Raw genomic sequence first — 19,280 nt, 5'->3', positions numbered from 1 at the left:
CCACACTCAACATCCCATCTATAAAGTGGGTTAAGTGGTTGATGACAGGTTTTGAGAAATAAAAGGGCAGCTTCCATTTTATTAAGCCATTGTAGATTTCTTCTTGATGTGATAGTCTATTCATTGGACAAATAACGCTCCTCTGGATGGATGATTGGGTCAGAGCTTTCATTCTAAACCAGGTTTGCGTATTTGTCTTTTTTATTTTATAAGATGGAAATATTTTGAACTGAATTTACTCATTATCAGTATTTTATTGAAATATGGGGAAATGATACGTAAGAAGGAGTGACAATTATGAGTGAAAACATCGAAGAATATTTAGAAAGAGGACTATATGGCACCCAAGAAACAAAGCAAGCTGAGCGTAAATACTTCCTCACTGCTTTACGTGAACGAATTGAAATTGCTCTAACTAAGGGACAGGTAATGAAGCCAACCGTTTATAAAGAGGTTGAAACAACCATCACTAACGTTCAAAGTGGACAAGTCTTTTTAAACGGAACGATTTCCTACTCTTTTTTATCAAAATATATTCAAATAGCAAACAAACATAACGTTCCTTTTACTATTGTACAAAATCTAGAAGCTGATACAGATATCGGACTCGTGGTCACAGGGTCAAAAGGTTCCACTGAAAATGAAATTTTTATCAAAAATTAAAAGAGTTTGGGACATAACAAAATGATTGCTTCTAAGAGACGAACAATAGCTGTTCCAATCTTTTTGGTTTGTCTGAACACGTTCGTTCCATTGCGCTACGGCCACTCGCTTTCCGCGGGGAGGAAACTGAGCTTCCTCGCTGCGCTGCAGGATCTCAGTTTTCCCTCTCTTTCCCGCAGGAGTCGAGTGTCCTACGCTCCATTCCACCCTGTTTCCAACATTGTTTTCACAATCAACTAAAAAACCTGAACGATTAAAAGTGAGAAACTCTCAATCGTTCAGGTTTATCATTGGCTGAATTACTTATGTCCCAGCCTCTTTCTTTATTTTGCAAATACATGATTTCCAATTGTTTTTACAACTTGACGAGAGCGAATCCAATCATCTGTCGCTGTGTCAGGGTTATAAAAGTAAATGGAATCATTTAAGCGATCTTTTCTCATTAGTGCCTCTTCCACTGCACGGTGTGCTTCATCAGATGCTGGCTTATTAATTGAGCCGTTTTGAACAGGAGAAAACGCATAGCTAGTCCCTACCACTTCCATAATTACTCCGTTAACACTGTTTGGAAACTGCTGTGACTCTACACGATTTAGGACAACGATAGCTACACCTAATTTTCCTTCATACGACTCACCTTTTGCTTCCGCTTCTACTAAGCGTGCCAACAAATCTTTCTCTCCTTGAGAAATGGCCATTCCTTCAGGAGCGGGCTGTGTTTCGGCCTTAACTTCTTCTACTTCAGCAGGTTGGCTTACTTCTTCCGTTTCAACCGCTTTAACGGCTTTCTCTTCTTCAGCTACTTTTGACTCTGAAATTAGCCCATCAGTATCTCGACCGTTTGGCTTTTCTGGAATACGAAGCGTTTCCCCTTCATAAATCCATTCGTCTGTACGATTATTTTCGTCCATTATATCTGCAATGGTTACACCATATTGTTTACTTAACTGCCCAAGGGTATCTCCCTTAATGACTTTATATTTCGTTTCTGCTACTGCGACTGACTGAACGCTTCCAAGAGCAAACATAGCAGTTAGCATCATGAATAAAGACTTAACATAACTCTTTTTCATGCGGTAATACCTCCTGAAAATTCGTATGGTACTACTCTAACATAGCGTAGTACCTCTTTCACCGAACGATTCCTTTACATTTCTTTTAGTTTGATTAATAACATTACGAATCAAACACGATTATGACAATAATCCTATATATTTGTCATAATGAAGGAATTTTTTTGTGCAAGGAGGTAGGTATTACCTTGTTTATATTTCCCTTTTCAGACTTTTGACTCACTTCAAAATCATTTCAATTCTAGAAATAAATGCACATTTAACTACTCTATAACTACATTTGCTGAAAGAAGCAATTATTCAAAACGTACTCTATGCCACACCTTTCCCCCAAGATATTGTGAGTAAAACAACTCCTATCAGGCAAAGTCATCATTCGTTATGTGAAACTTTCCTCTTAGAAAATCGAATTAAAAAGATATAGAGTATGACTTCTCCTTTTCCTTAAAAGTCCTGTGAGTGAAGCGAACTATCTGAAGTGAGAATCACGACTCATTGCGCGCGTTCTGCCCTCTTTCACACCCAAACAATACATAGAGATAAGTAGTTTTCCTACTACTCGAAGAAGCCTGTGATTGCAACGAAGGATGGGAGACTCCTGCAGGACTAGCGAATGCTCTGAGACCCGGCAAGTTTACGAGGAGGCTTAGGCTTAGACCGAGCCCTGCGGAAAGGGAGCAGCCGGAGTAGAAATCACAACCCATTGTATGCGTTTTTTCTTCTTTCAAAACAAAAAAGATGAAGCGCAAATTTACACGCTTCATCTTCTTTAATCTTCAAGCTCTATTTCTACAACATCATAGAAATCAATTACTAGCTTAGCACCTGTATCGTCCATAAACGTAAACGCAGATTGATTGTCTGATAAATCCAGGACATAACCTGACAGTAGCTGTTCACTATTATCATAAACCGTTGTTAATGAAACCTTTTTGTGCTCAACAAACGCTTCTTCTAATAATGAATGGAGGTCGTACTCCCGGTCGTCAGCTGGCCGGTTTGTTAACAGCATCCCATATGTCATCTGTCCATTTTTATCTTTCCATATATAATCTGCAAAATAAAATGGTGCTGTACTTTTTCGAAAATCGTCCATGTAATCCCTCCTATAGCTACACATTACTTTCATTATATAAGCGTCTGCTCAAGAAAGCTAGCGTTTCAACTTAACTACGAGGCGTTTCGGTATAATAATACGTAAAGTTCCCACCTCGACCAGCTACTCCGCGAAAATGCTTGAAATCCTCTCTTCTTACAAGCACAGGTTGAAACCCTAAAAAATCCTCTTTACGAACGTGCAGCTCTTGAATCTCGCCGTCACGGAGAGCATCTAATTGCTTCATTACTTCCTCTTCGTTCATTTATATGTACTCCTTTCTACGAAAAGTCCTTTAACCATTCTTTTAGTTTATCATACTGTTCTGCAGCTTCTTCATATCCTTGCTTATACAAAACGTCTAACTTTGATCGGTCTTTCTCCATTCGCCCTACTACCAGTGGCTTCTGTGGACGAATCACAAATATATTTCCTGCTTCCTCCTGCTCATCGATATAAGCAAGCGTATCATTATAAAGCTTATAGCGGTTCTCTAATGCCTTAACTAAACCTGGATACTTACGATAATAACGCTTTGTAAACCAAGATGAACTGGATTTTTTCTTTTGGTATCCTTTATTTCGTGTTAACACCACAATATTTTTCTTAAATCCATCACTCTCTGCTTTTTTTACTGGAATTGGATCGCTGATTCCCCCGTCTAACAGCTGTTTACCACCATACTCCACAACTTTTGACACAAATGGAAGCGAGCTTGACGCGCGAATAATGGTCAGCAAATCGTCCTCATGATTGTCAAAATAAACAGGCTTTCCCGTTACGCAGTCCGTTGTGCCTACTACAAGCTGTTCAGTTCGCTTGTGAAAAGAATCAAAATCAAATGGAAGTAAGCTGGTTGGAATTTCTTCAAATATAAAATCCATCCCAAACATCTCACGCGTCTTAAAATAATTTCGCAGTGACAAATAACGTGGATCATCTATATAATCTAGATTAGCTCGACGGCTTCTTCCTACTTGTCGGGATAAATAGGAAGTTGCATGACAGGCTCCCGCCGAAACACCAATCACATAAGGTAAATATAAATCTTGTTCCATAAAGTAATCAAGTACCCCCGTTGTATAAAGACCTCTCATACCGCCACCTTCTAATACTAACCCTGTATTTATCATAATAATTGACACCTTCTATTTCTAATGTTTTAATCATTAAATAATCCTACATGTCAGTACTATATCGAATTACCCTCCTTTTGTCGAAGAATTCACTTAAAAAAACATCTTTTTTTACATTTTTTAAAAAAACATCTTTACTAATTAACCAATTTAAGGCAAAATTGAGAAAAAGAAAATAGAAAGCGTTAACTAGATTTACTTTTATAAATTTTCTAAAAATAATCTAATGAAGGAGCGATTGCGATGAAAATTGCAGAGGTAGGAAACGTAATTGAATTTAAAAATGGTTTAAAAGGTATTGTAGAAAAAGTAAATGAGAACTCTGTAATTGTTGACCTAACTTATATGACTAACTATCGTGATTTAGACTTAGAACAGCGAACAGTTGTAAACCATAAAAACTACACCATTATCAATCATGCGATGTAACAAATAACCACCCAGTACAAAGTACTGGGTGGTTATTTGTTACAAATCTTTTCCTTTTGCTCTTTACTTAAAATACCGAGTTTGTACAACATATACGCATATTGTTGTGCTTTTTTAGCCGATTTCATTTCCTTCCTCCTCATGCTTTTACTTTATTATATTCACACAACTAAAAAAGTTTCCTTAAGGAAAGAAAAATAGCTTCCTCTAAAAAAAGAAAAAAAGCCTCAAATTCGAGGCTTTTACTTTGCAATCACTTTTTTACCATTTGTAAATGAGTAATAACATTCTCCTGTGAAAATATCTTGACTTTCATGGATATGAACCCCTGCTTTATCTTCCATAGCCGCTTTCATCATTGCTTTTGCAACATTGTAAGCTTTAATTGGTCGATATTTCTTCCATTTACCAATTAGGCAGAATGAGCAAGACTTAAGAGTGTATTCCCCTACTTTTTCAAACAAACGAAACTCATCGCGTTTGCCTAATAGTAGCGATGGACGGAAGAAATGCGTAGATCGAATGTACAGACTCGCAATATCTTCTTCCACCTGACCTTTTACCTTACTGTAAAAGAAAGGGGAACGAAGATCAGCACCAATTGCTGTAACGGTTAAAAAGTTTTGGCAGCGATTTGCTTCGGCACATTTTGCTGCTTTTAGTGGGAATTCATAGTCCACTTTAATAAATTTCGATTTTGTTTTTGCTTTCTTCATCGTTGTGCCTAAACAACAATATACATCATCAACTGCAAAATCTTTCTCATACTTTTCAAGCTCTGCAAAATCAATTTCGAGCTGACGTAGCTTTTCATGTTCAACCGGCAGTGCCTTTCGAACAAGTACTGTCACATGGCTATATGAGCGATTATCTAAAAGCAACTGTAAAAGTTCTTGACCAATAAGGCCACTTGCTCCTAGTACTAATGCTGATCTTTGTGACATTCTTTCACCTTCTCACCTTGTTGTTGTTTACATCGGAAAACAGGTTGTTAAGACAACCTGCTTTCATTAACGATTATCAATCGTTTCTGGATATAAATCGTGATTCATTAATCGATAAGAAGCCATTTCTTCATACTTTGTGCCTGGACGACCATAGTTTGTATATGGATCAATGGAAATTCCACCACGTGGCGTAAATTTCCCCAATACCTCAATATAACGTGGATTCATTAATTCGATTAAGTCATTCATAATAATATTCATACAATCTTCATGGAAATCACCATGGTTTCGGAAACTAAACAAATAAAGCTTTAAAGACTTACTTTCAACCATTTTTTCATCAGGTATATAGCTAATATAGATTGTAGCAAAATCAGGCTGTCCTGTTTGCGGACATAAGCTTGTAAATTCTGGACAATTAAATTTAACGAAATAATCTCGATTTGGATGCTTGTTATCAAACACCTCTAAAATTTCTGGTGAATACTCAAACAAGTACTTTGTTCCTTGATTACCTAAAAGCGTTACACCTTCTAATTCCTCTTCTTTACGACCACTCATGTGTGTTTCCTCTCTTTCTACGATTGTCATTCTAACAGCGTTTTTTCATTTTGTACATATTTGTTTTTGTATTTTATTTGTAAATTTTTTAAAGAACGCTTACACGCCTCTTTTATTTCCCCATACAAGTGCATGAACCTGCGGCAATACGCGTACATTATTCATATCTGTTGTAGCTACAACAAGATCAATTAGCCACTCATACTTCCCTAATAATTTACGAGTTAACGCATCGTCATCCGTTGTTGTCAAATCATCATTTCCTACTTGAACAAAGAATGGCACTGATGGATAGCGCTGATGAATGTGTTTTGCATAATCGAAATCCGTTTCATCAAACACAACCACTTTAATGCTAATATGTTGACTACGTCCATTGTTTTGCAAGCGTTCAACAATATCATCCAACACTTCGTAATTTGTCTTCATTCCCGAGCTTGGTGGCTTGGGTGAAAGAGTTAAATCGTCAATTTTATAAAACCACTCTTGAAAGCGACTTCCCTGAGTTTCAAGCGCGACTTGCTTTTGATGATCATGCAAGCGATCAATCAGTTTATCTAAAGATTTCAACAGCGCTGGATTCCCTCCTGAAATAGTTACATGGTCAAAGCGGTCTCCTCCTAAGGTTTGCAATTCATGCCAGACCTCTTCGTCCGTCAGTTGACGGATGTCACTTTTCGCTGACCCATCCCAAGTAAATGCCGAATCACACCAACTGCATGAGTAATCACAGCCAGCTGTGCGCACAAACATTGTTTTTCGGCCCACAACCATTCCTTCTCCTTGAATCGTTGGACCAAATATTTCGAGAACAGGAACCTTATTATTCATCTCGCTTCACCTTCTTTGGACGATATACAACATAGCTTGTAGGAGTTTCACGAACAAACACTTGCACGCATGCTGGCTTATTTTCAAGTTCATCTAAGTGAGCTTGTACAAGTTCATAAATTTTCCGAGCAATCACTTCAGATGTTGGAAAATCATTCGCATCCTCTTCATTAAACAACTCTTTATGATCATTTAAAAGCGTATGATCGAACTGACCAGAAACAATTTTTTTCAACGTAGCAAAGTTAACTAAAAAGCCTGATGAATCTAATTCATCACCTGCAATAGTTAAATTAACAAAATACGTATGGCCATGAACCTGCTGACATTTTCCTGCTGACTCATGAGGAACAAAATGCGCAGCGGCAAAATTCATGTCTTTATTTAATTCGTACAAATAAGGATGTGCTACCTGTGGGTAAATTTGCTGAAGCATTACTGTTCCCCTCCTTGTTTCGTGTCAAGGTATTGTTCTAGACCTCTCTTGCGAAGCTTACATGCCGGACATTCTCCGCACCCGTCTGCAATAATACCGTTATAGCAAGTTAACGTATGTTCACGCACATAATCAAGCGCACCTAATTCATCGGCTAGTCCCCATGTCTCTGCTTTATCAATCCACATTAATGGTGTGTGAATGACAAATTCAAAATCCATTGATAAGTTCAACGTTACGTTTAGCGATTTAACAAACACATCTCTGCAGTCTGGGTACCCTGAGAAATCTGTTTCGCATACACCTGTTACTAAATGACGTGCACCGCTATTTTTAGCTAATACAGCCGCAAATGATAAAAAGAGAAGGTTGCGTCCGTCCACAAACGTTGTCGGTAGCTCCCCTTCCTCTTGGCTAATGTCAATATCATCTCTTGTTAGTGCGTTAGGCGCTAGTTGGCTTAACAACGACATATCTAAAATTGTGTGTTTTACACCAAGATCTTTTGCAATGGCTTCCGCAACCTCAATCTCTTTACTATGACGCTGACCGTAGCCGAACGTAACAGTTTCCACTTCTTTAAAGTTTTTTAGCGCCCAAAATAAACAAGTCGTACTATCTTGTCCACCGCTAAATACAACAATTGCTTTTTCGTTTTTCATTTTTTTGTCTCCTTTTCCTTTATAAAGTCAAAGAAGAAAACATTCCGTTGTTTAGATCATATAAAAAAAGAGATTGCTTCGTTTGCAATCTCCCTTAACTAAGAATCCCTTTCTTATATTAAAAAAGAAACAGGAAAAAAGCCCCTAAAATCGGCGCCATTTGTCATCTCACTGATGATCTTAGTTTTTTATAGAGGGAGTTTACGAACCTCTCCCGCACATAGAGCACGGCATTTCTTCTTTCAATTTTCGCTTTTAACTATATCATACTCCATTTAAAATTACTATGTACTTCTACTTTTCTTCCTACTTTTCAATTGAATCATCACCAGCGTTACGATTGGAATGACAAACTGCATGGGAATGTGAATCCAAACTGGTACAATTTTCAAACCTATCTCTAAATGTTTAACAACATTATCCGACATAAAAATAGTCGTAGTCAGAATGGATACCGTAACCAAAAGGAGTGATAGCTTGTGACTCCTGGTTTGATAAATATCTTTTATCCCTAAAATAGCTGCATATGCGAAAATCGTTACTTTAGCAAAACCGCCAATAATAAGAACACTAATGACTAGCATATCCATCCGCTGAATAATATCTCCAATATTCACTTGCTGTACGGTTACAAGTAGGGGAATTGTCGATGATTCTACCAAGTGCTGTCCGAGTGTAGTTAAGTTAATTAAACTTAACATACTAAGCATAACGCCTCCTATCACCACGGCACGCGTTCCCATCTTTCTAAGAGACTTTTCTCCTTTTATAAACTGGTTAAACATTAAGAAAACAACCATTTCTCCAAATGGAAACGTCAAAATAAGCGGAAACACCGCTCTAAAAATTGAACCGATTCCTTCAGCTAAAATGGGGTGCATATGATCTGGGTTCATAACATCAGAAAAGAACAGTAAGAAAAAAACTAATACAATGAAGCCAACAAAAACAACTAACAATAACACACTCGCTCTTGCGATTGGCTCAACTTCTAAAAAGCATGCATACGCAATAACTAGCGTCATAACCCCACCCACAATAACTAGAGGCGTATCCTTCATTGATGTTAACAATAATAGCTCACAAAAGTCTCTTAGAACACGCGCACCAATGTAAATAAAATATAGCACGTACAGCATGCAAATAATTTTGCCAACTAGCTTTCCAAAAGCAATTTTTAATATTGTTGGAAACGTTTCTTCTGGATGCCTTTTATATAAAAGTGTAAAAAGAGCAAAGAAAGGCAGGTACATTAACATCCCTACTAAAACGGCAATCCATGCGGATTGACGTGCTTCCTGTCCAATACTCACAATGGTCGCACTTCCAAGTAAGAACAGCAGCATCATTGAGAATAGTTGAAAATTGCTTATTACTAAGCGTGGATGCATTCCTTTCCTCTCCTTTCCTCACTAGGTAGTTACCGATTTTCGGTCATACTTGCCACAAGACTTCTTTGCTATATCAATTAGCGTCGATTGAGGGTATTTTTGGATTAACCATAATAAAAGCCTCGCAAATACTAACCCACTTCCTGTTCCAATTATTGCACAAATCCAAGCGATGTTCTTTGCCACAGCTAATAATAAAGTAGATACAACTAAGATTGCACTTCCAATGGAGAATACATGGGTTAATGTAAAGAACTGTTTCCCACTTATCACTTCTTTTTGGCTCATATTGAACACCTACACCGAATAGAATGAAGAAAAGATATCAATGATGGACTGCATCCAAAACTCAAGGGCATACAGCGGAGTTGGAATGGTTATTCGAAAAATAACCGCTATCCACATTACCACTCTTATAGTAGAAAAGCTGCTGTATATTACGATTTCTTTTATCTGTTTTTGTTGATAAAGAAGGCGGATTGCCTTATATGCTAAAAAGCTGAATACCCCTAAAAACAGCAGTAAGTTTTCCATGTTGCACTAATTCTGCATCTCTTTCATGTATGAGTTATTCAACGTTCCAAGTCGACGGATTTGCACATCTACTTTTAAGTTCACTTCTAGATCTGTCGCAAAGATTTCATCCCAGCGATTTTTCATCTTGTTCCAGTCCTTTACGTTTTGGCGGTAAAAAACTTCTCCAAACCCAAAGACATCACTTTGATATTCGTTTTGTGCTCTCTTAATTGCTCTTCGCATTTTATCTTGCACATCATGTTCCGCTTTTTTCTCTAGTTCAGTAATCATAGCAGGGTCCTGCAAGTTAACCTGGCACTCTACGTCAGCGATGTTTGCTTCTCCCTTTAAGTTCACATCAATAACAGGCTTTCCATCTTTCATACGGCTTTTAATATCCGTACTTGTTCGCAGCATCTCAACTCCAATAATGTCATGGGATTTTTCTTTTTTTTCACACGGAATAACAACGACCGTACTTTTTACATTTCCGGTAACATAGTTATATCCTTTACTTTCACTTTCATTAAACCACCCAACAAGTTCATCTCCTTTAAAAATGCCAAGACCTTTAAATGTTAGAATGGTATTTTGATTAACTCGCTGGATATTTGCCATATCTCCGCCTTTTTTGTGGTTACCTTTTACAAGAACAGCGGTTAACACAGGATGTTTGCCTTGACTCGTTAAGTTACTAATAAGCTCATTCAGCTTTACACCTCGCGTAGGCGCCCAAACTTTTTGTGACGTCTCCAATGCAGCAAACATATAATTGGCTGGAATTTTTTCAATGGTTGTCAAGACATTTAAAACGGATGAAGCGCGTGAATTTTTTGCTACCACAACAAAATAATCGGTTCGCACCTCATGATCTCGCGCGAAAAAATCTAACACTTCAGCAATTCCGCTTTTTGCAATCCCTTCACTAAGAACAAGCATCCGTAAATGAGATAAGTATATTTTTCTAGGTGATTCAATTGTCATTTTCCGAAGAGCTTCCATGACAGAATCTGCTTTAATCGAGTACGTAGTAACCGAGGGACCATTCGTCGGCGTTTTGGCTTGAATATCGCCCGGGTTAATAATTTGAACCGTTAACTCAATTCCATCTTTTACTTCGTCAATACCTACCGCTACGGTGATGGCCAATTCATTTAGCTCTCGACTACTCCAACAGCCTGATAGTGGGAGTAGACATATGCATAATACAAGTACGATTCGTTTCATGCTTATTCCACCTTTATAAAAGCTAATTCTCATCATTTGACCGTTCACGTACAACGTTTTGTTCGCTAATAAGCTTCGGTCTCGTATTCATTTTCTTTAACGAACGACGAATGAGCGCATCTTTTTGGTCACTACTTACAAATGGAGCCATTGGTGTCATATATGGAATACCAAATGAACGTAAACTGCACAGATGTAGAATCATTAAAATAAGTCCTAAAATAATTCCAAACAATCCAAATGTTGCTGCTAAAAACACCAAGGCAAAGCGAAGCATCCTTACAGCAATCGCCATATCGTAAGCCGGCGATACAAAGTTACTGATGGCAGTTATGGATACAACAATGACCATCGCTGGTGAGACCACCCCCGCCTGTACCGCAGCCTCCCCTAATACGAGCGCTCCTACAATCGAAATAGCAGAACCTATGGCTCTTGGCAATCGAATTCCTGCCTCACGCAAAACTTCAAAGACCACTTCCATAATCAATGCTTCAATTACGGCTGGAAAAGGGACACCTTCACGCTGAGCTGCAATACTAATAAGCAAACTAAACGGCAGCATTTCTTGATGAAAAGTGGTAAGCGCAACATAAGCTGACGGCGTTAATAAAGCTACGAAAAATGCGACGTATCGAATAATACGAATGAGTGTACTAATATCTGCACGCTGATAATAATCTTCAGCAGCTTGAAAGAATTGAATAAACACAGCCGGGACTAATAGCACAAACGGCGTTCCGTCTACAAAGATTGCTACTCGACCTTCTAAAAGACCTGCTGATACTGAGTCAGGTCTCTCTGTGTTATAAATTGTTGGAAAAGGAGTATAATCTTCATCCTGAATAAGCTCTTCAATGTATCCGCTCTCTAATATGCCGTCAATATCAATTTTAGAAAGCCGGGACTTTACTTCTTTCACCACTTGCTTATCAGCTATTCCTTTTACATACATAATCGCTACGTCTGTTTGCGTTACTTTACCGATTTTCTGAGACTCCATTCGTAAATTAGGAGATTTAATCCGTCTTCTTACCAGTGCCGTATTGGTGCGCAGCGTTTCAGTAAAGCTATCTCTTGGTCCACGCACTACTGTTTGAGCCTGTGGTTCTGAAATTGCTCTTTCTCCCCACCCTCTTGTACTAGCAATGATACACGTTTGATAACCTTCTATAAATAGAGCCGTATCACCTGATAAAACATGTAAAATCACGTCATCTAAAAGAGTCACCTCTTTAATTTCCCCAATTGCTAAGCTGTAATTTTTAATGAGCTCAAACATGTTCACAGCACCATCATCATGAACGAGCTGTTTCGTATGATTATGCATGATTGATTCCATGGTAAACTCTTGTACGCTATCCTCACTCGCCAATCCATCAATATAGATAAGCCCTAATCGAAATTTCTCTTGAACTGAAATGGCAAACTCGCGGCAAACCACATCAGCACTATCTCCAAGCTCTGCTTTCACCGCATTCAAGTTATCTTTTACGCTTTTTAACAGTTCAGTATCGGAAGATGAAGATTCAGCTATTGGTTGTGATTCATTTTCTTTAGGCTTTTTAGATCGATTTTTTAATTCTGATAGTTTTTTTATTCGCATACGTCATCCTCCATTTTCCAAACGGCACAGCGTTCCTCTTCAAGTCCTTATAGTTTCTGTCTATGCAGGAAATTTATTCAGTTATCTTGGTATTTTTAACCGCCTTATAGAGCAAGAGCTTTGACAATGGTTCTCTACATTTTGTAGGATTAGATGGATTGCTAATTTATTCAGCTACTCATTTAACATGATTTGCAAACTGATTTTAGCAATAACGATAGTTTAATTAAGAGGGAGTGACGAAAGATGGGACAATCATTACAAGGAAAAGTAGCCATCATTACTGGTGCTGGTAAAGGTATTGGCCGAGCAACAGCGCTTGATTTAGCAAAAGAAGGTGTCAACCTTGGCTTACTAGCACGTACAGAAACTGATTTACAAGCCGTTGCACAAGAAGTCGAAGCATTGGGTGTAAAAGTTGCTTATGCTACAGCAGACGTATCTTCAATGGAAGAAGTAAATAAAGCCGTTGATTACTTATATAACCAACTAGGTAAAGCAGACATTTTAATCAACAATGCCGGCATCGGAAAATTCGGAGGCTTTTTAGAACTATCTCCCGAAGAATGGAAGCAGATCATTGATATTAACTTAATGGGTGTCTATTACGTTACAAGAGCTGTTTTACCACAAATGATTGAGAAAAACGGTGGAGATATCATTAATATCTCCTCTACTGCTGGACAAAAAGGAGCTCCTGTAACAAGTGCATACAGTGCTTCAAAATTTGGCTTATTAGGTCTGACAGAATCGCTTGCTCTTGAAGTACGCAAACACAATATTCGCGTAACTGCTTTAACACCAAGTACAGTTGCTACAGAGCTTGCTTATAAGGAAAACCTAACAGACGGTAATCCTGAAAAGGTAATGCAACCTGAAGATTTAGCGGAAATCATGGTAGCACAGCTGAAGCTACACCCTCGTATCTTTATTAAATCAGCTGGTATGTGGTCTACTAACCCTTAATCTAAACAAACAAAAAGCCCCTCAATTAGAGGGGTTTTTATTATTTATTTTTATTTTTTGGCGTAATTTCTTCTGCTAATTCTTCAAATGACTTTACTTTGCCATGAGGTGGATTTTGCGACTGTTTACGCACATTCCATTGACGCTCTTGCTGTCTTTTTGATTGTGTCATCGTTCATCATCCTTTTCTATAGTGTTCCTTTCTAGGATGTGCGAAAAACGGACGAATATGCTTGCCACTTTTATTCAACTAAATGCCGTTGAAACCACTTGTCAATCTCAGCATTATACTGATTATAATAGTTGCTTAGTGGGTGATCTCCGCCTTTGTATAAGACATATTTATACTCTTTGTTTTGTTCTTCAAGCTGCGCAACTAGCTTTTCTGCTTGCGTATGATGTACCTTTTTGTCGTGATCTCCTTGTAAAATAAGAAGCGGCGAATTTACCTTATCGCTCCAATACACAACCGATCGACTTTTATATCGTTCAGGATACACCTTAGGATCTCCAACAATATCTCTTAGCACTTGCTTCATTTCAGAACCCCGTTGGTCGTAGAACTGAAACATATCCGTAATTCCGGATTGAACAACCACCGCATCAAAGGATATGCCATTTTTCATGGTTAAATACGTCATCATTCCACCGCGAGAATATCCAAACGCTACTTTTTGTTCAGGGTTTACATAAGGCAACTGTTCTCCCCATTTAATGAGGTTAAGGACATCATGAATATCGTCCCCGCCGTATGTTTCTACTCCTTCGCTTCCACCATTACCACGATATTGGGTTGTAACCACAACATAGCCTTTATCCGCCCATGATGATAAGTAGCGCAGCGTTTTATCTCGAATCATACCGTGCTCACGGTTCCCGCCACGATTATAAACTAGCAGTGGATATTTTTTATCCACAATGTCTTTTGGCTGTAATAAAAAACCTTTAACCTGCAACCCATCGCTTGGATATGTGATTTGATATATATCAACACTCCTAGCATAAGGTGAAAATAAATGCACTTTCTCTTTATTAACATCGTCGCTTTCCGCTCGATAAAAAACAGCGGTTACGCCAAGTACAACGATGGTAAGTAGTACAATGAACCCCCACTTTTTCAAACAGAATCCTCTCCTTAATTACTAACTTTCATCTCTTTTTATGATGAGCCGTTTCTTTTTGCTCTACCCTTTTTAAATGTTTGCTAAAAAGGATTTTTGTGGAATCCTTCACAAATAGCTCTTCAACTAAACGTTATGGTTTATTGTATTACTACTTTCTCTTTTTTGGAAGAGAAAGATTAGAGCTTCTACTCACATTACCTCTAACAGCAAATATTAAACATGATTGGTACAATAAAAAGCTTTGAATTCTTAATAAGTAATTAAGAATTCAAAGCTTTTTAGATCATAAGTTATTTTTGTTTAGCAATACCAAGTCCTGTGTAGCCCAAAATTACAGCAAATATTGGACATAGCAGACAGAAAAATGCAAAAGGTAAATAATCGACAACTGGAACACCAAGTGTTTGTGAAATGAAAGCTCCACTTACTCCCCACGGAATTAATGGGTTAATAACTGTTCCTCCATCTTCTAGCGTACGAGATAAGTTTTTCTCCTGCAAGTTCCACTTCACGTAAAGAGGCTTGAATGTTTGCCCAGGTAATAAAATAGATAAATACTGCTCGCCTGTTATAACGTTAACACCAATAGATGAAAGAACTGTTGAAAACACTACATCGCCACTTCTTCGCACTTGCTTAGCTAATCCTTCAATTAAAGCTTGAACAACACCAAGTTCACGCATCAACCCACCAAGAGCTAGCGCAATAATGACAAGGGACACTGAAAACATCATGGAGTCCAGTCCGCCTTTTGTGACAATAGCATTTACAATTTCATTTCCTGAATCAATTTGACCACCGCTTTGAAGAGCCCCAAGCATGCTTCCTAATGTAACAGTTGGCTGTAATAATACCCCTGTTATTACGGCGATGATAATTCCAATTACCAACGTAGGGAGTACATCAAATCGTTTAATCGATAGAATTAACACAACAAGCGGTGACAAAAGTGTTAGAAGATTAAGGTTAAACGTATCACCTAATGCACTTTGTACAGCTTCAATATCTCCATAGTTTACACCTGTTCGATGTGTGCTTATGCCAATGACCAATGCAATTACAGCCGTTACAATAATACTTGGTAACGTGGTCCACAACATATGGCGAATGTGATCACTTAGAGAAACGCCAACAATCCCTGAAGCAAAGTTAGTTGTGTCGGATAAAGGAGACATCTTATCACCAAACACTGCTCCTGACACAATGATTCCTGCAGCTAGGCCTGGATTCACCCCAATAGCCGTTCCAATTCCAAATAAAGCTACTCCAACCGTGCTAATCGTTGTAAATGTACTTCCCGTAAAGCTCGATACTAAAATTGTGATTAAAAGTGCGCTAATTAAGAAATATTGCGGTGAAATCCAATTGAATCCATACGATAAAATAGTTGGGATCGTTCCGCCCACCATCCAGGCAGCAATTAATACACCAACAAGCATAAGAATTAAAATTGGCTTAACCCCTACTTTAATCCCTTCTACAATGCCATGTTCAAAAGTTTTCCACTTACCACCCATAAGTGCTCCAATGGTACAAAGCGCTACAATGCTAATAAGCAATGGAACATGTGGTGCTAAACCTAATAAAAATAATGATGCAAAAATAAGTCCTAATAAAACAACGACAATCCCAATTGACTGTCCAAATGTTATCTCTTTTTTCATTAACTTGTTCCCCTCAATCTCTTTTTCACTTAAACGCTTTTATGCTTTTATGCACTAAACATAGTTGAAGTATATGGGTTATTCCTACTACTGTCAATCGCTTCTCGCCAAAAAACAACATCGTCAATAAATTCCACTCTCTTTTCTATGTTTTGCCCAATTCTAACCGGGTACATTACCTATACTTCTTATTTATAATTATTAAAGGAAAAGGTGATTGGAACGGAGGATGTGAGACTCCTACGGGATCAGCGAGACAGCTTGAAATCCCGCAGGAACGAAGTGACGAGGAAGTTCAACGCGAGCCCCGTGGAAAGCGAACAATCCGGAGTGGAAATCACAATTATTCGTTGCGTATGCTCCTTCCTTCAAAACAAAAAGACAGCGAAGCAGGACTTGTTCCTTCTATTCCAGAAGCCTGTGATTGGAACGGAGGATGTGAGACTCCTACGGGATCAGCGAGACAGCTTGAAATCCCGCAGGAACGGAGTGACGAGGAAGTTCAACGCGAGCCCCGTGGAAAGCGAACAATCCGGAGTGAAAATCACAACTCGTTGCGTGCATTCTTACTACATCTCATATAAAAGGTAATAAACAAACCACAAAATATTCTACTTAAAATAAGAAATAACTTCCAAAACAAAAATGTAAGCAAAACACTTGAAAGTCAAAAAAGGTCAAAGTATAATGAACTCACAAAGGTCAAATATAGTCAAAGTCAAATTGACTAATTGATCAATGATTACATTCATTTAATCATTCTAAGGAGGTCTTTTAAATGATGTGTCAAAACTGTCAACAACGTGAAGCAACAATTTATTTAAACGTACAAGCTAATCAACAAAAATCACAATATCGTTTATGCCATACATGTTATCAATCATTAATGAAACAAAGTAAAATGCCGTCTGGATTTGGAGGTGGGCACTTCATGAACATCGATGATTTATTCAATCAATTAGCAAATGAACAAGCCATGAATCAATCAGCTCAGCAGCCTACTCCTCAGCAAAGAGGTAACGGGGGTGGATTCTTAGATGAATTTGGTCGCAACCTAACACAAATTGCAAAAGCTGGACTAATTGATCCTGTTATTGGACGTGACGAAGAAATTGAACGCGTCATTGAAATTTTAAACCGCCGTAACAAGAACAACCCTGTTTTAATCGGTGAACCTGGTGTAGGTAAAACCGCTGTTGTCGAAGGCTTAGCATTAAAAATTGCAGAAGGCGACGTTCCTTCAAAGCTCATGAACAAAGACGTATACTTACTAGACGTCGCTGCTCTTGTAGCAAACACGGGTATTCGCGGTCAGTTTGAAGAGCGCATGAAGCAGCTAATCGCCGAACTACAACAACGTAAAAACGTTATTGTATTCATTGATGAAATCCACTTGCTTGTTGGAGCGGGTTCTGCTGAAGGTTCAATGGATGCAAGTAACATCCTAAAACCAGCGTTGGCGCGAGGTGAACTTCAAGTCGTAGGTGCCACAACGCTGAAAGAATACCGCGCTATTGAAAAAGATGCGGCTCTTGAACGTCGTTTCCAGCCTGTGATGGTTCATGAACCATCTGTTGACGAAGCCGTTCAAATTTTAAAAGGCATCCAAAACAAATACGAAGCGTATCACAACGTCAACTTCACAGAAGATGCAATTAAAGCTTGTGTAAATTTATCACATCGCTACATCCAAGACCGCTTCTTACCTGATAAGGCCATTGACTTATTAGACGAAGCTGGCTCAAAAATGAACTTAAAAGCAGGTATCTCAAACAAAGACGATATCGATAAACGACTAAAAGAAATTGCTGTGGAAAAAGAAACAGCTTTAAAAGAAGAAAAGTACGAAGCGGCTGCCAAACTTCGCGATGAAGAAGCAAAACTTGAAAAGCAGCTAAACCAAGAACAAGATAAAGCTGAAGTTACCGTTGAGCATATTCAAGCAATCATTGAAAAGAAAACGGGTATTCCAGTTGGGAAACTTCAAGAAAATGAAGCTCACAAAATGAAGAACCTGTCAGCAAACCTTTCCGACAAAGTCATTGGTCAAAGCGAAGCTGTAGAAAAAGTTGCAAAAGCAATTCGTCGCTCTCGTGCTGGGTTAAAAGCTAAGCATCGTCCAATTGGATCTTTCTTATTTGTTGGTCCAACAGGAGTTGGTAAGACAGAGCTTACAAAAACTCTAGCAGAGGAAATGTTTGGCACAAAAGATGCGATGATTCGTCTTGATATGAGTGAGTATATGGAGAAACACGCGGTGTCTAAACTAATTGGCGCACCTCCAGGATACGTAGGTCATGATGAGGCTGGCCAACTAACTGAAAAAGTACGTCGTAACCCTTATTCAATCATCTTATTAGATGAGATTGAAAAAGCGCACCCTGACGTTCAGCATATGTTCCTACAAATCTTAGAGGACGGACGTTTAACCGATAGTCAAGGTCGTACAGTAAGCTTTAAAGATACTGTAATCATCATGACAAGTAACGCAGGTGTGGGAGAAAAGAAAATTACGGTGGGCTTTGAATCTGAAAATGCAGCTCTTAGACATGCATCTGTTTTAGATTCACTATCTGCTTACTTTAAGCCTGAATTCTTAAATCGTTTCGATGCCATTATTGAATTTAATCACCTTGAACAGGAACATCTGGTTAAGATTGTTGAGCTTATGCTTCAAGAATTAAAAGAAACGCTTAAAGAACAAAACATCGCCCTACAAGTTACAGATAAAGCGAAAGAAACACTAGCATCTCTTGGCTACCACCCGGCATTTGGTGCTCGCCCACTGCGTCGCGCTATACAGGAGCATGTTGAAGACCAAATTACTGACCTTTTACTAACGGATGAAGAAGTCAACGAGGTATTCATTGATGTCAATGAACAGCAAGAAATCCGCGTCACTTCTAAACTGAAATAATGAAAAAGGAAAAAGCGATTCCCTTGGGAGTCGCT

20 protein-coding genes, 1 pseudogene and 1 riboswitch are annotated in these 19,280 nt (G+C 38.4%); of the genes and pseudogenes, 4 read left to right on the top strand and 17 right to left on the bottom strand.

Annotated elements, in window-relative coordinates:
- Positions 1 to 124: pseudogene (locus A2U94_RS21825) on the bottom strand (IS701-like element ISPlan1 family transposase); the annotation flags it as partial.
- Positions 125 to 294: 170 nt separating this feature from the next.
- Here A2U94_RS21825 and A2U94_RS12185 point away from each other — a divergent pair.
- Complete coding sequence (locus A2U94_RS12185) at positions 295 to 663, top strand: YueI family protein (protein ID WP_025911362.1); 369 nt, start codon at positions 295 to 297, stop codon at positions 661 to 663.
- Positions 664 to 986: 323 nt separating this feature from the next.
- On the opposite strand, the gene A2U94_RS12180 is transcribed toward A2U94_RS12185, so the two are convergent.
- From A2U94_RS12180 to A2U94_RS12165, 4 genes are all read right to left on the bottom strand, one after another.
- Complete coding sequence (locus A2U94_RS12180; RefSeq protein WP_025908425.1) at positions 987 to 1,736, bottom strand: cell wall hydrolase; 750 nt, start codon at positions 1,734 to 1,736, stop codon at positions 987 to 989.
- A 769-nt stretch (positions 1,737 to 2,505) separates the two neighbouring features.
- A complete protein-coding gene (locus tag A2U94_RS12175) occupies positions 2,506 to 2,832 on the bottom strand; it encodes a hypothetical protein (RefSeq protein ID WP_025908424.1) in 327 nt (108 codons plus the stop codon).
- A 70-nt stretch (positions 2,833 to 2,902) separates the two neighbouring features.
- Positions 2,903 to 3,097 carry a protein YkzS gene (gene ykzS, locus A2U94_RS12170; protein WP_025908423.1) on the bottom strand — a complete coding sequence of 65 codons (195 nt, stop codon included), beginning with the start codon at positions 3,095 to 3,097 and terminating at the stop codon, positions 2,903 to 2,905.
- Between the two features lie 16 nt (positions 3,098 to 3,113).
- Positions 3,114 to 3,968: a patatin-like phospholipase family protein gene (locus A2U94_RS12165; RefSeq protein ID WP_025908422.1), complete on the bottom strand. Its 855-nt coding sequence runs from the start codon at positions 3,966 to 3,968 to the stop codon at positions 3,114 to 3,116.
- Between the two features lie 243 nt (positions 3,969 to 4,211).
- On the opposite strand from A2U94_RS12165, the gene A2U94_RS12160 reads away from it, so the two are divergent.
- A complete protein-coding gene (locus tag A2U94_RS12160; RefSeq protein ID WP_025908421.1) occupies positions 4,212 to 4,397 on the top strand; it encodes a YkvS family protein in 186 nt (61 codons plus the stop codon).
- A 242-nt stretch (positions 4,398 to 4,639) separates the two neighbouring features.
- Here the strand turns inward: A2U94_RS12160 and A2U94_RS12155 are convergent, their stop codons facing one another.
- The 9 genes from A2U94_RS12155 to A2U94_RS12115 all read right to left on the bottom strand — a co-directional run bounded on the left by A2U94_RS12155 (position 4,640) and on the right by A2U94_RS12115 (position 12,574).
- Complete coding sequence (locus A2U94_RS12155; protein ID WP_025908420.1) at positions 4,640 to 5,341, bottom strand: oxidoreductase; 702 nt, start codon at positions 5,339 to 5,341, stop codon at positions 4,640 to 4,642.
- A gap of 66 nt (positions 5,342 to 5,407) precedes the next feature.
- Positions 5,408 to 5,905, bottom strand: coding sequence for a preQ(1) synthase (gene queF, locus A2U94_RS12150; protein WP_025908419.1), 498 nt, complete (start codon positions 5,903 to 5,905; stop codon positions 5,408 to 5,410).
- Positions 5,906 to 6,004: 99 nt separating this feature from the next.
- Positions 6,005 to 6,736 (bottom strand): 7-carboxy-7-deazaguanine synthase QueE, encoded by a 732-nt coding sequence (gene queE, locus A2U94_RS12145; RefSeq protein ID WP_025908418.1) that lies wholly within the window; start codon positions 6,734 to 6,736, stop codon positions 6,005 to 6,007.
- Positions 6,729 to 7,172, bottom strand: a complete 444-nt coding sequence (gene queD, locus A2U94_RS12140) for a 6-carboxytetrahydropterin synthase QueD (protein ID WP_025908417.1) — start codon at positions 7,170 to 7,172, stop codon at positions 6,729 to 6,731. Before queD ends, queE begins: the two co-directional genes overlap by 8 nt.
- Complete coding sequence (queC, locus tag A2U94_RS12135) at positions 7,172 to 7,834, bottom strand: 7-cyano-7-deazaguanine synthase QueC (protein WP_025908416.1); 663 nt, start codon at positions 7,832 to 7,834, stop codon at positions 7,172 to 7,174. The genes queD and queC overlap by 1 nt, the downstream gene beginning before the upstream one ends.
- A 174-nt stretch (positions 7,835 to 8,008) precedes the next feature.
- Positions 8,009 to 8,052, bottom strand: a riboswitch (PreQ1 riboswitch).
- 66 nt (positions 8,053 to 8,118) lie between these two features.
- The gene (locus A2U94_RS12130; RefSeq protein ID WP_025908415.1) at positions 8,119 to 9,225 is read right to left on the bottom strand and encodes a GerAB/ArcD/ProY family transporter; all 1,107 of its coding nucleotides are present in this window, start codon (positions 9,223 to 9,225) and stop codon (positions 8,119 to 8,121) included.
- 21 nt (positions 9,226 to 9,246) lie between these two features.
- A complete protein-coding gene (locus A2U94_RS12125; RefSeq protein ID WP_025908414.1) occupies positions 9,247 to 9,513 on the bottom strand; it encodes a GerAB/ArcD/ProY family transporter in 267 nt (88 codons plus the stop codon).
- A 252-nt stretch (positions 9,514 to 9,765) separates the two neighbouring features.
- Positions 9,766 to 10,968 carry a Ger(x)C family spore germination protein gene (locus A2U94_RS12120; RefSeq protein ID WP_062954527.1) on the bottom strand — a complete coding sequence of 401 codons (1,203 nt, stop codon included), beginning with the start codon at positions 10,966 to 10,968 and terminating at the stop codon, positions 9,766 to 9,768.
- Between the two features lie 22 nt (positions 10,969 to 10,990).
- On the bottom strand, positions 10,991 to 12,574 hold the full coding sequence (locus A2U94_RS12115) for a spore germination protein (protein ID WP_062954525.1): 1,584 nt from the start codon (positions 12,572 to 12,574) through the stop codon (positions 10,991 to 10,993).
- Positions 12,575 to 12,820: 246 nt separating this feature from the next.
- On the opposite strand from A2U94_RS12115, the gene A2U94_RS12110 reads away from it, so the two are divergent.
- A complete protein-coding gene (locus A2U94_RS12110; protein WP_025908411.1) occupies positions 12,821 to 13,540 on the top strand; it encodes a 3-ketoacyl-ACP reductase in 720 nt (239 codons plus the stop codon).
- Positions 13,541 to 13,580: 40 nt separating this feature from the next.
- Here A2U94_RS12110 and A2U94_RS21820 read toward each other — a convergent pair whose 3' ends face one another.
- The 3 genes from A2U94_RS21820 to nhaC form a co-directional block, all read right to left on the bottom strand.
- Complete coding sequence (locus tag A2U94_RS21820; RefSeq protein ID WP_220387615.1) at positions 13,581 to 13,712, bottom strand: DUF6254 family protein; 132 nt, start codon at positions 13,710 to 13,712, stop codon at positions 13,581 to 13,583.
- Positions 13,713 to 13,782: 70 nt separating this feature from the next.
- A complete protein-coding gene (locus A2U94_RS12105) occupies positions 13,783 to 14,661 on the bottom strand; it encodes an alpha/beta hydrolase family protein (protein ID WP_025908410.1) in 879 nt (292 codons plus the stop codon).
- A 293-nt stretch (positions 14,662 to 14,954) separates the two neighbouring features.
- Positions 14,955 to 16,328 (bottom strand): Na+/H+ antiporter NhaC, encoded by a 1,374-nt coding sequence (gene nhaC / locus A2U94_RS12100; RefSeq protein WP_025908409.1) that lies wholly within the window; start codon positions 16,326 to 16,328, stop codon positions 14,955 to 14,957.
- A 778-nt stretch (positions 16,329 to 17,106) separates the two neighbouring features.
- Here nhaC and A2U94_RS12095 point away from each other — a divergent pair.
- Positions 17,107 to 19,245, top strand: coding sequence for an ATP-dependent Clp protease ATP-binding subunit (locus A2U94_RS12095; RefSeq protein ID WP_025908408.1), 2,139 nt, complete (start codon positions 17,107 to 17,109; stop codon positions 19,243 to 19,245).
- Positions 19,246 to 19,280: the final 35 nt, after the last annotated feature.

The organism is Bacillus sp. VT 712, from assembly GCF_001614195.1.
Lineage (GTDB): Bacteria > Bacillota > Bacilli > Bacillales > Bacillaceae_H > Priestia > Priestia flexa.
This window is presented reverse-complemented; position numbering and strand designations above follow the sequence as displayed.

Coding starts and splice junctions, on each gene's coding strand:
- A2U94_RS12180 (WP_025908425.1), bottom strand. CDS start 1,736: ATGAAAAAGAGTTATGTTAAGTCTTTATTCATGATGCTAACTGCTATG.
- A2U94_RS12175 (WP_025908424.1), bottom strand. CDS start 2,832: ATGGACGATTTTCGAAAAAGTACAGCACCATTTTATTTTGCAGATTAT.
- ykzS (WP_025908423.1), bottom strand. CDS start 3,097: ATGAACGAAGAGGAAGTAATGAAGCAATTAGATGCTCTCCGTGACGGC.
- A2U94_RS12160 (WP_025908421.1), top strand. CDS start 4,212: ATGAAAATTGCAGAGGTAGGAAACGTAATTGAATTTAAAAATGGTTTA.
- A2U94_RS12155 (WP_025908420.1), bottom strand. CDS start 5,341: ATGTCACAAAGATCAGCATTAGTACTAGGAGCAAGTGGCCTTATTGGT.
- queF (WP_025908419.1), bottom strand. CDS start 5,905: ATGAGTGGTCGTAAAGAAGAGGAATTAGAAGGTGTAACGCTTTTAGGT.
- queE (WP_025908418.1), bottom strand. CDS start 6,736: ATGAATAATAAGGTTCCTGTTCTCGAAATATTTGGTCCAACGATTCAA.
- queD (WP_025908417.1), bottom strand. CDS start 7,172: ATGCTTCAGCAAATTTACCCACAGGTAGCACATCCTTATTTGTACGAA.
- queC (WP_025908416.1), bottom strand. CDS start 7,834: ATGAAAAACGAAAAAGCAATTGTTGTATTTAGCGGTGGACAAGATAGT.
- A2U94_RS12130 (WP_025908415.1), bottom strand. CDS start 9,225: ATGCATCCACGCTTAGTAATAAGCAATTTTCAACTATTCTCAATGATG.
- A2U94_RS12125 (WP_025908414.1), bottom strand. CDS start 9,513: ATGAGCCAAAAAGAAGTGATAAGTGGGAAACAGTTCTTTACATTAACC.
- A2U94_RS12120 (WP_062954527.1), bottom strand. CDS start 10,968: ATGAAACGAATCGTACTTGTATTATGCATATGTCTACTCCCACTATCA.
- A2U94_RS12115 (WP_062954525.1), bottom strand. CDS start 12,574: ATGCGAATAAAAAAACTATCAGAATTAAAAAATCGATCTAAAAAGCCT.
- A2U94_RS12110 (WP_025908411.1), top strand. CDS start 12,821: ATGGGACAATCATTACAAGGAAAAGTAGCCATCATTACTGGTGCTGGT.
- A2U94_RS21820 (WP_220387615.1), bottom strand. CDS start 13,712: ATGACACAATCAAAAAGACAGCAAGAGCGTCAATGGAATGTGCGTAAA.
- nhaC (WP_025908409.1), bottom strand. CDS start 16,328: ATGAAAAAAGAGATAACATTTGGACAGTCAATTGGGATTGTCGTTGTT.
- A2U94_RS12095 (WP_025908408.1), top strand. CDS start 17,107: ATGATGTGTCAAAACTGTCAACAACGTGAAGCAACAATTTATTTAAAC.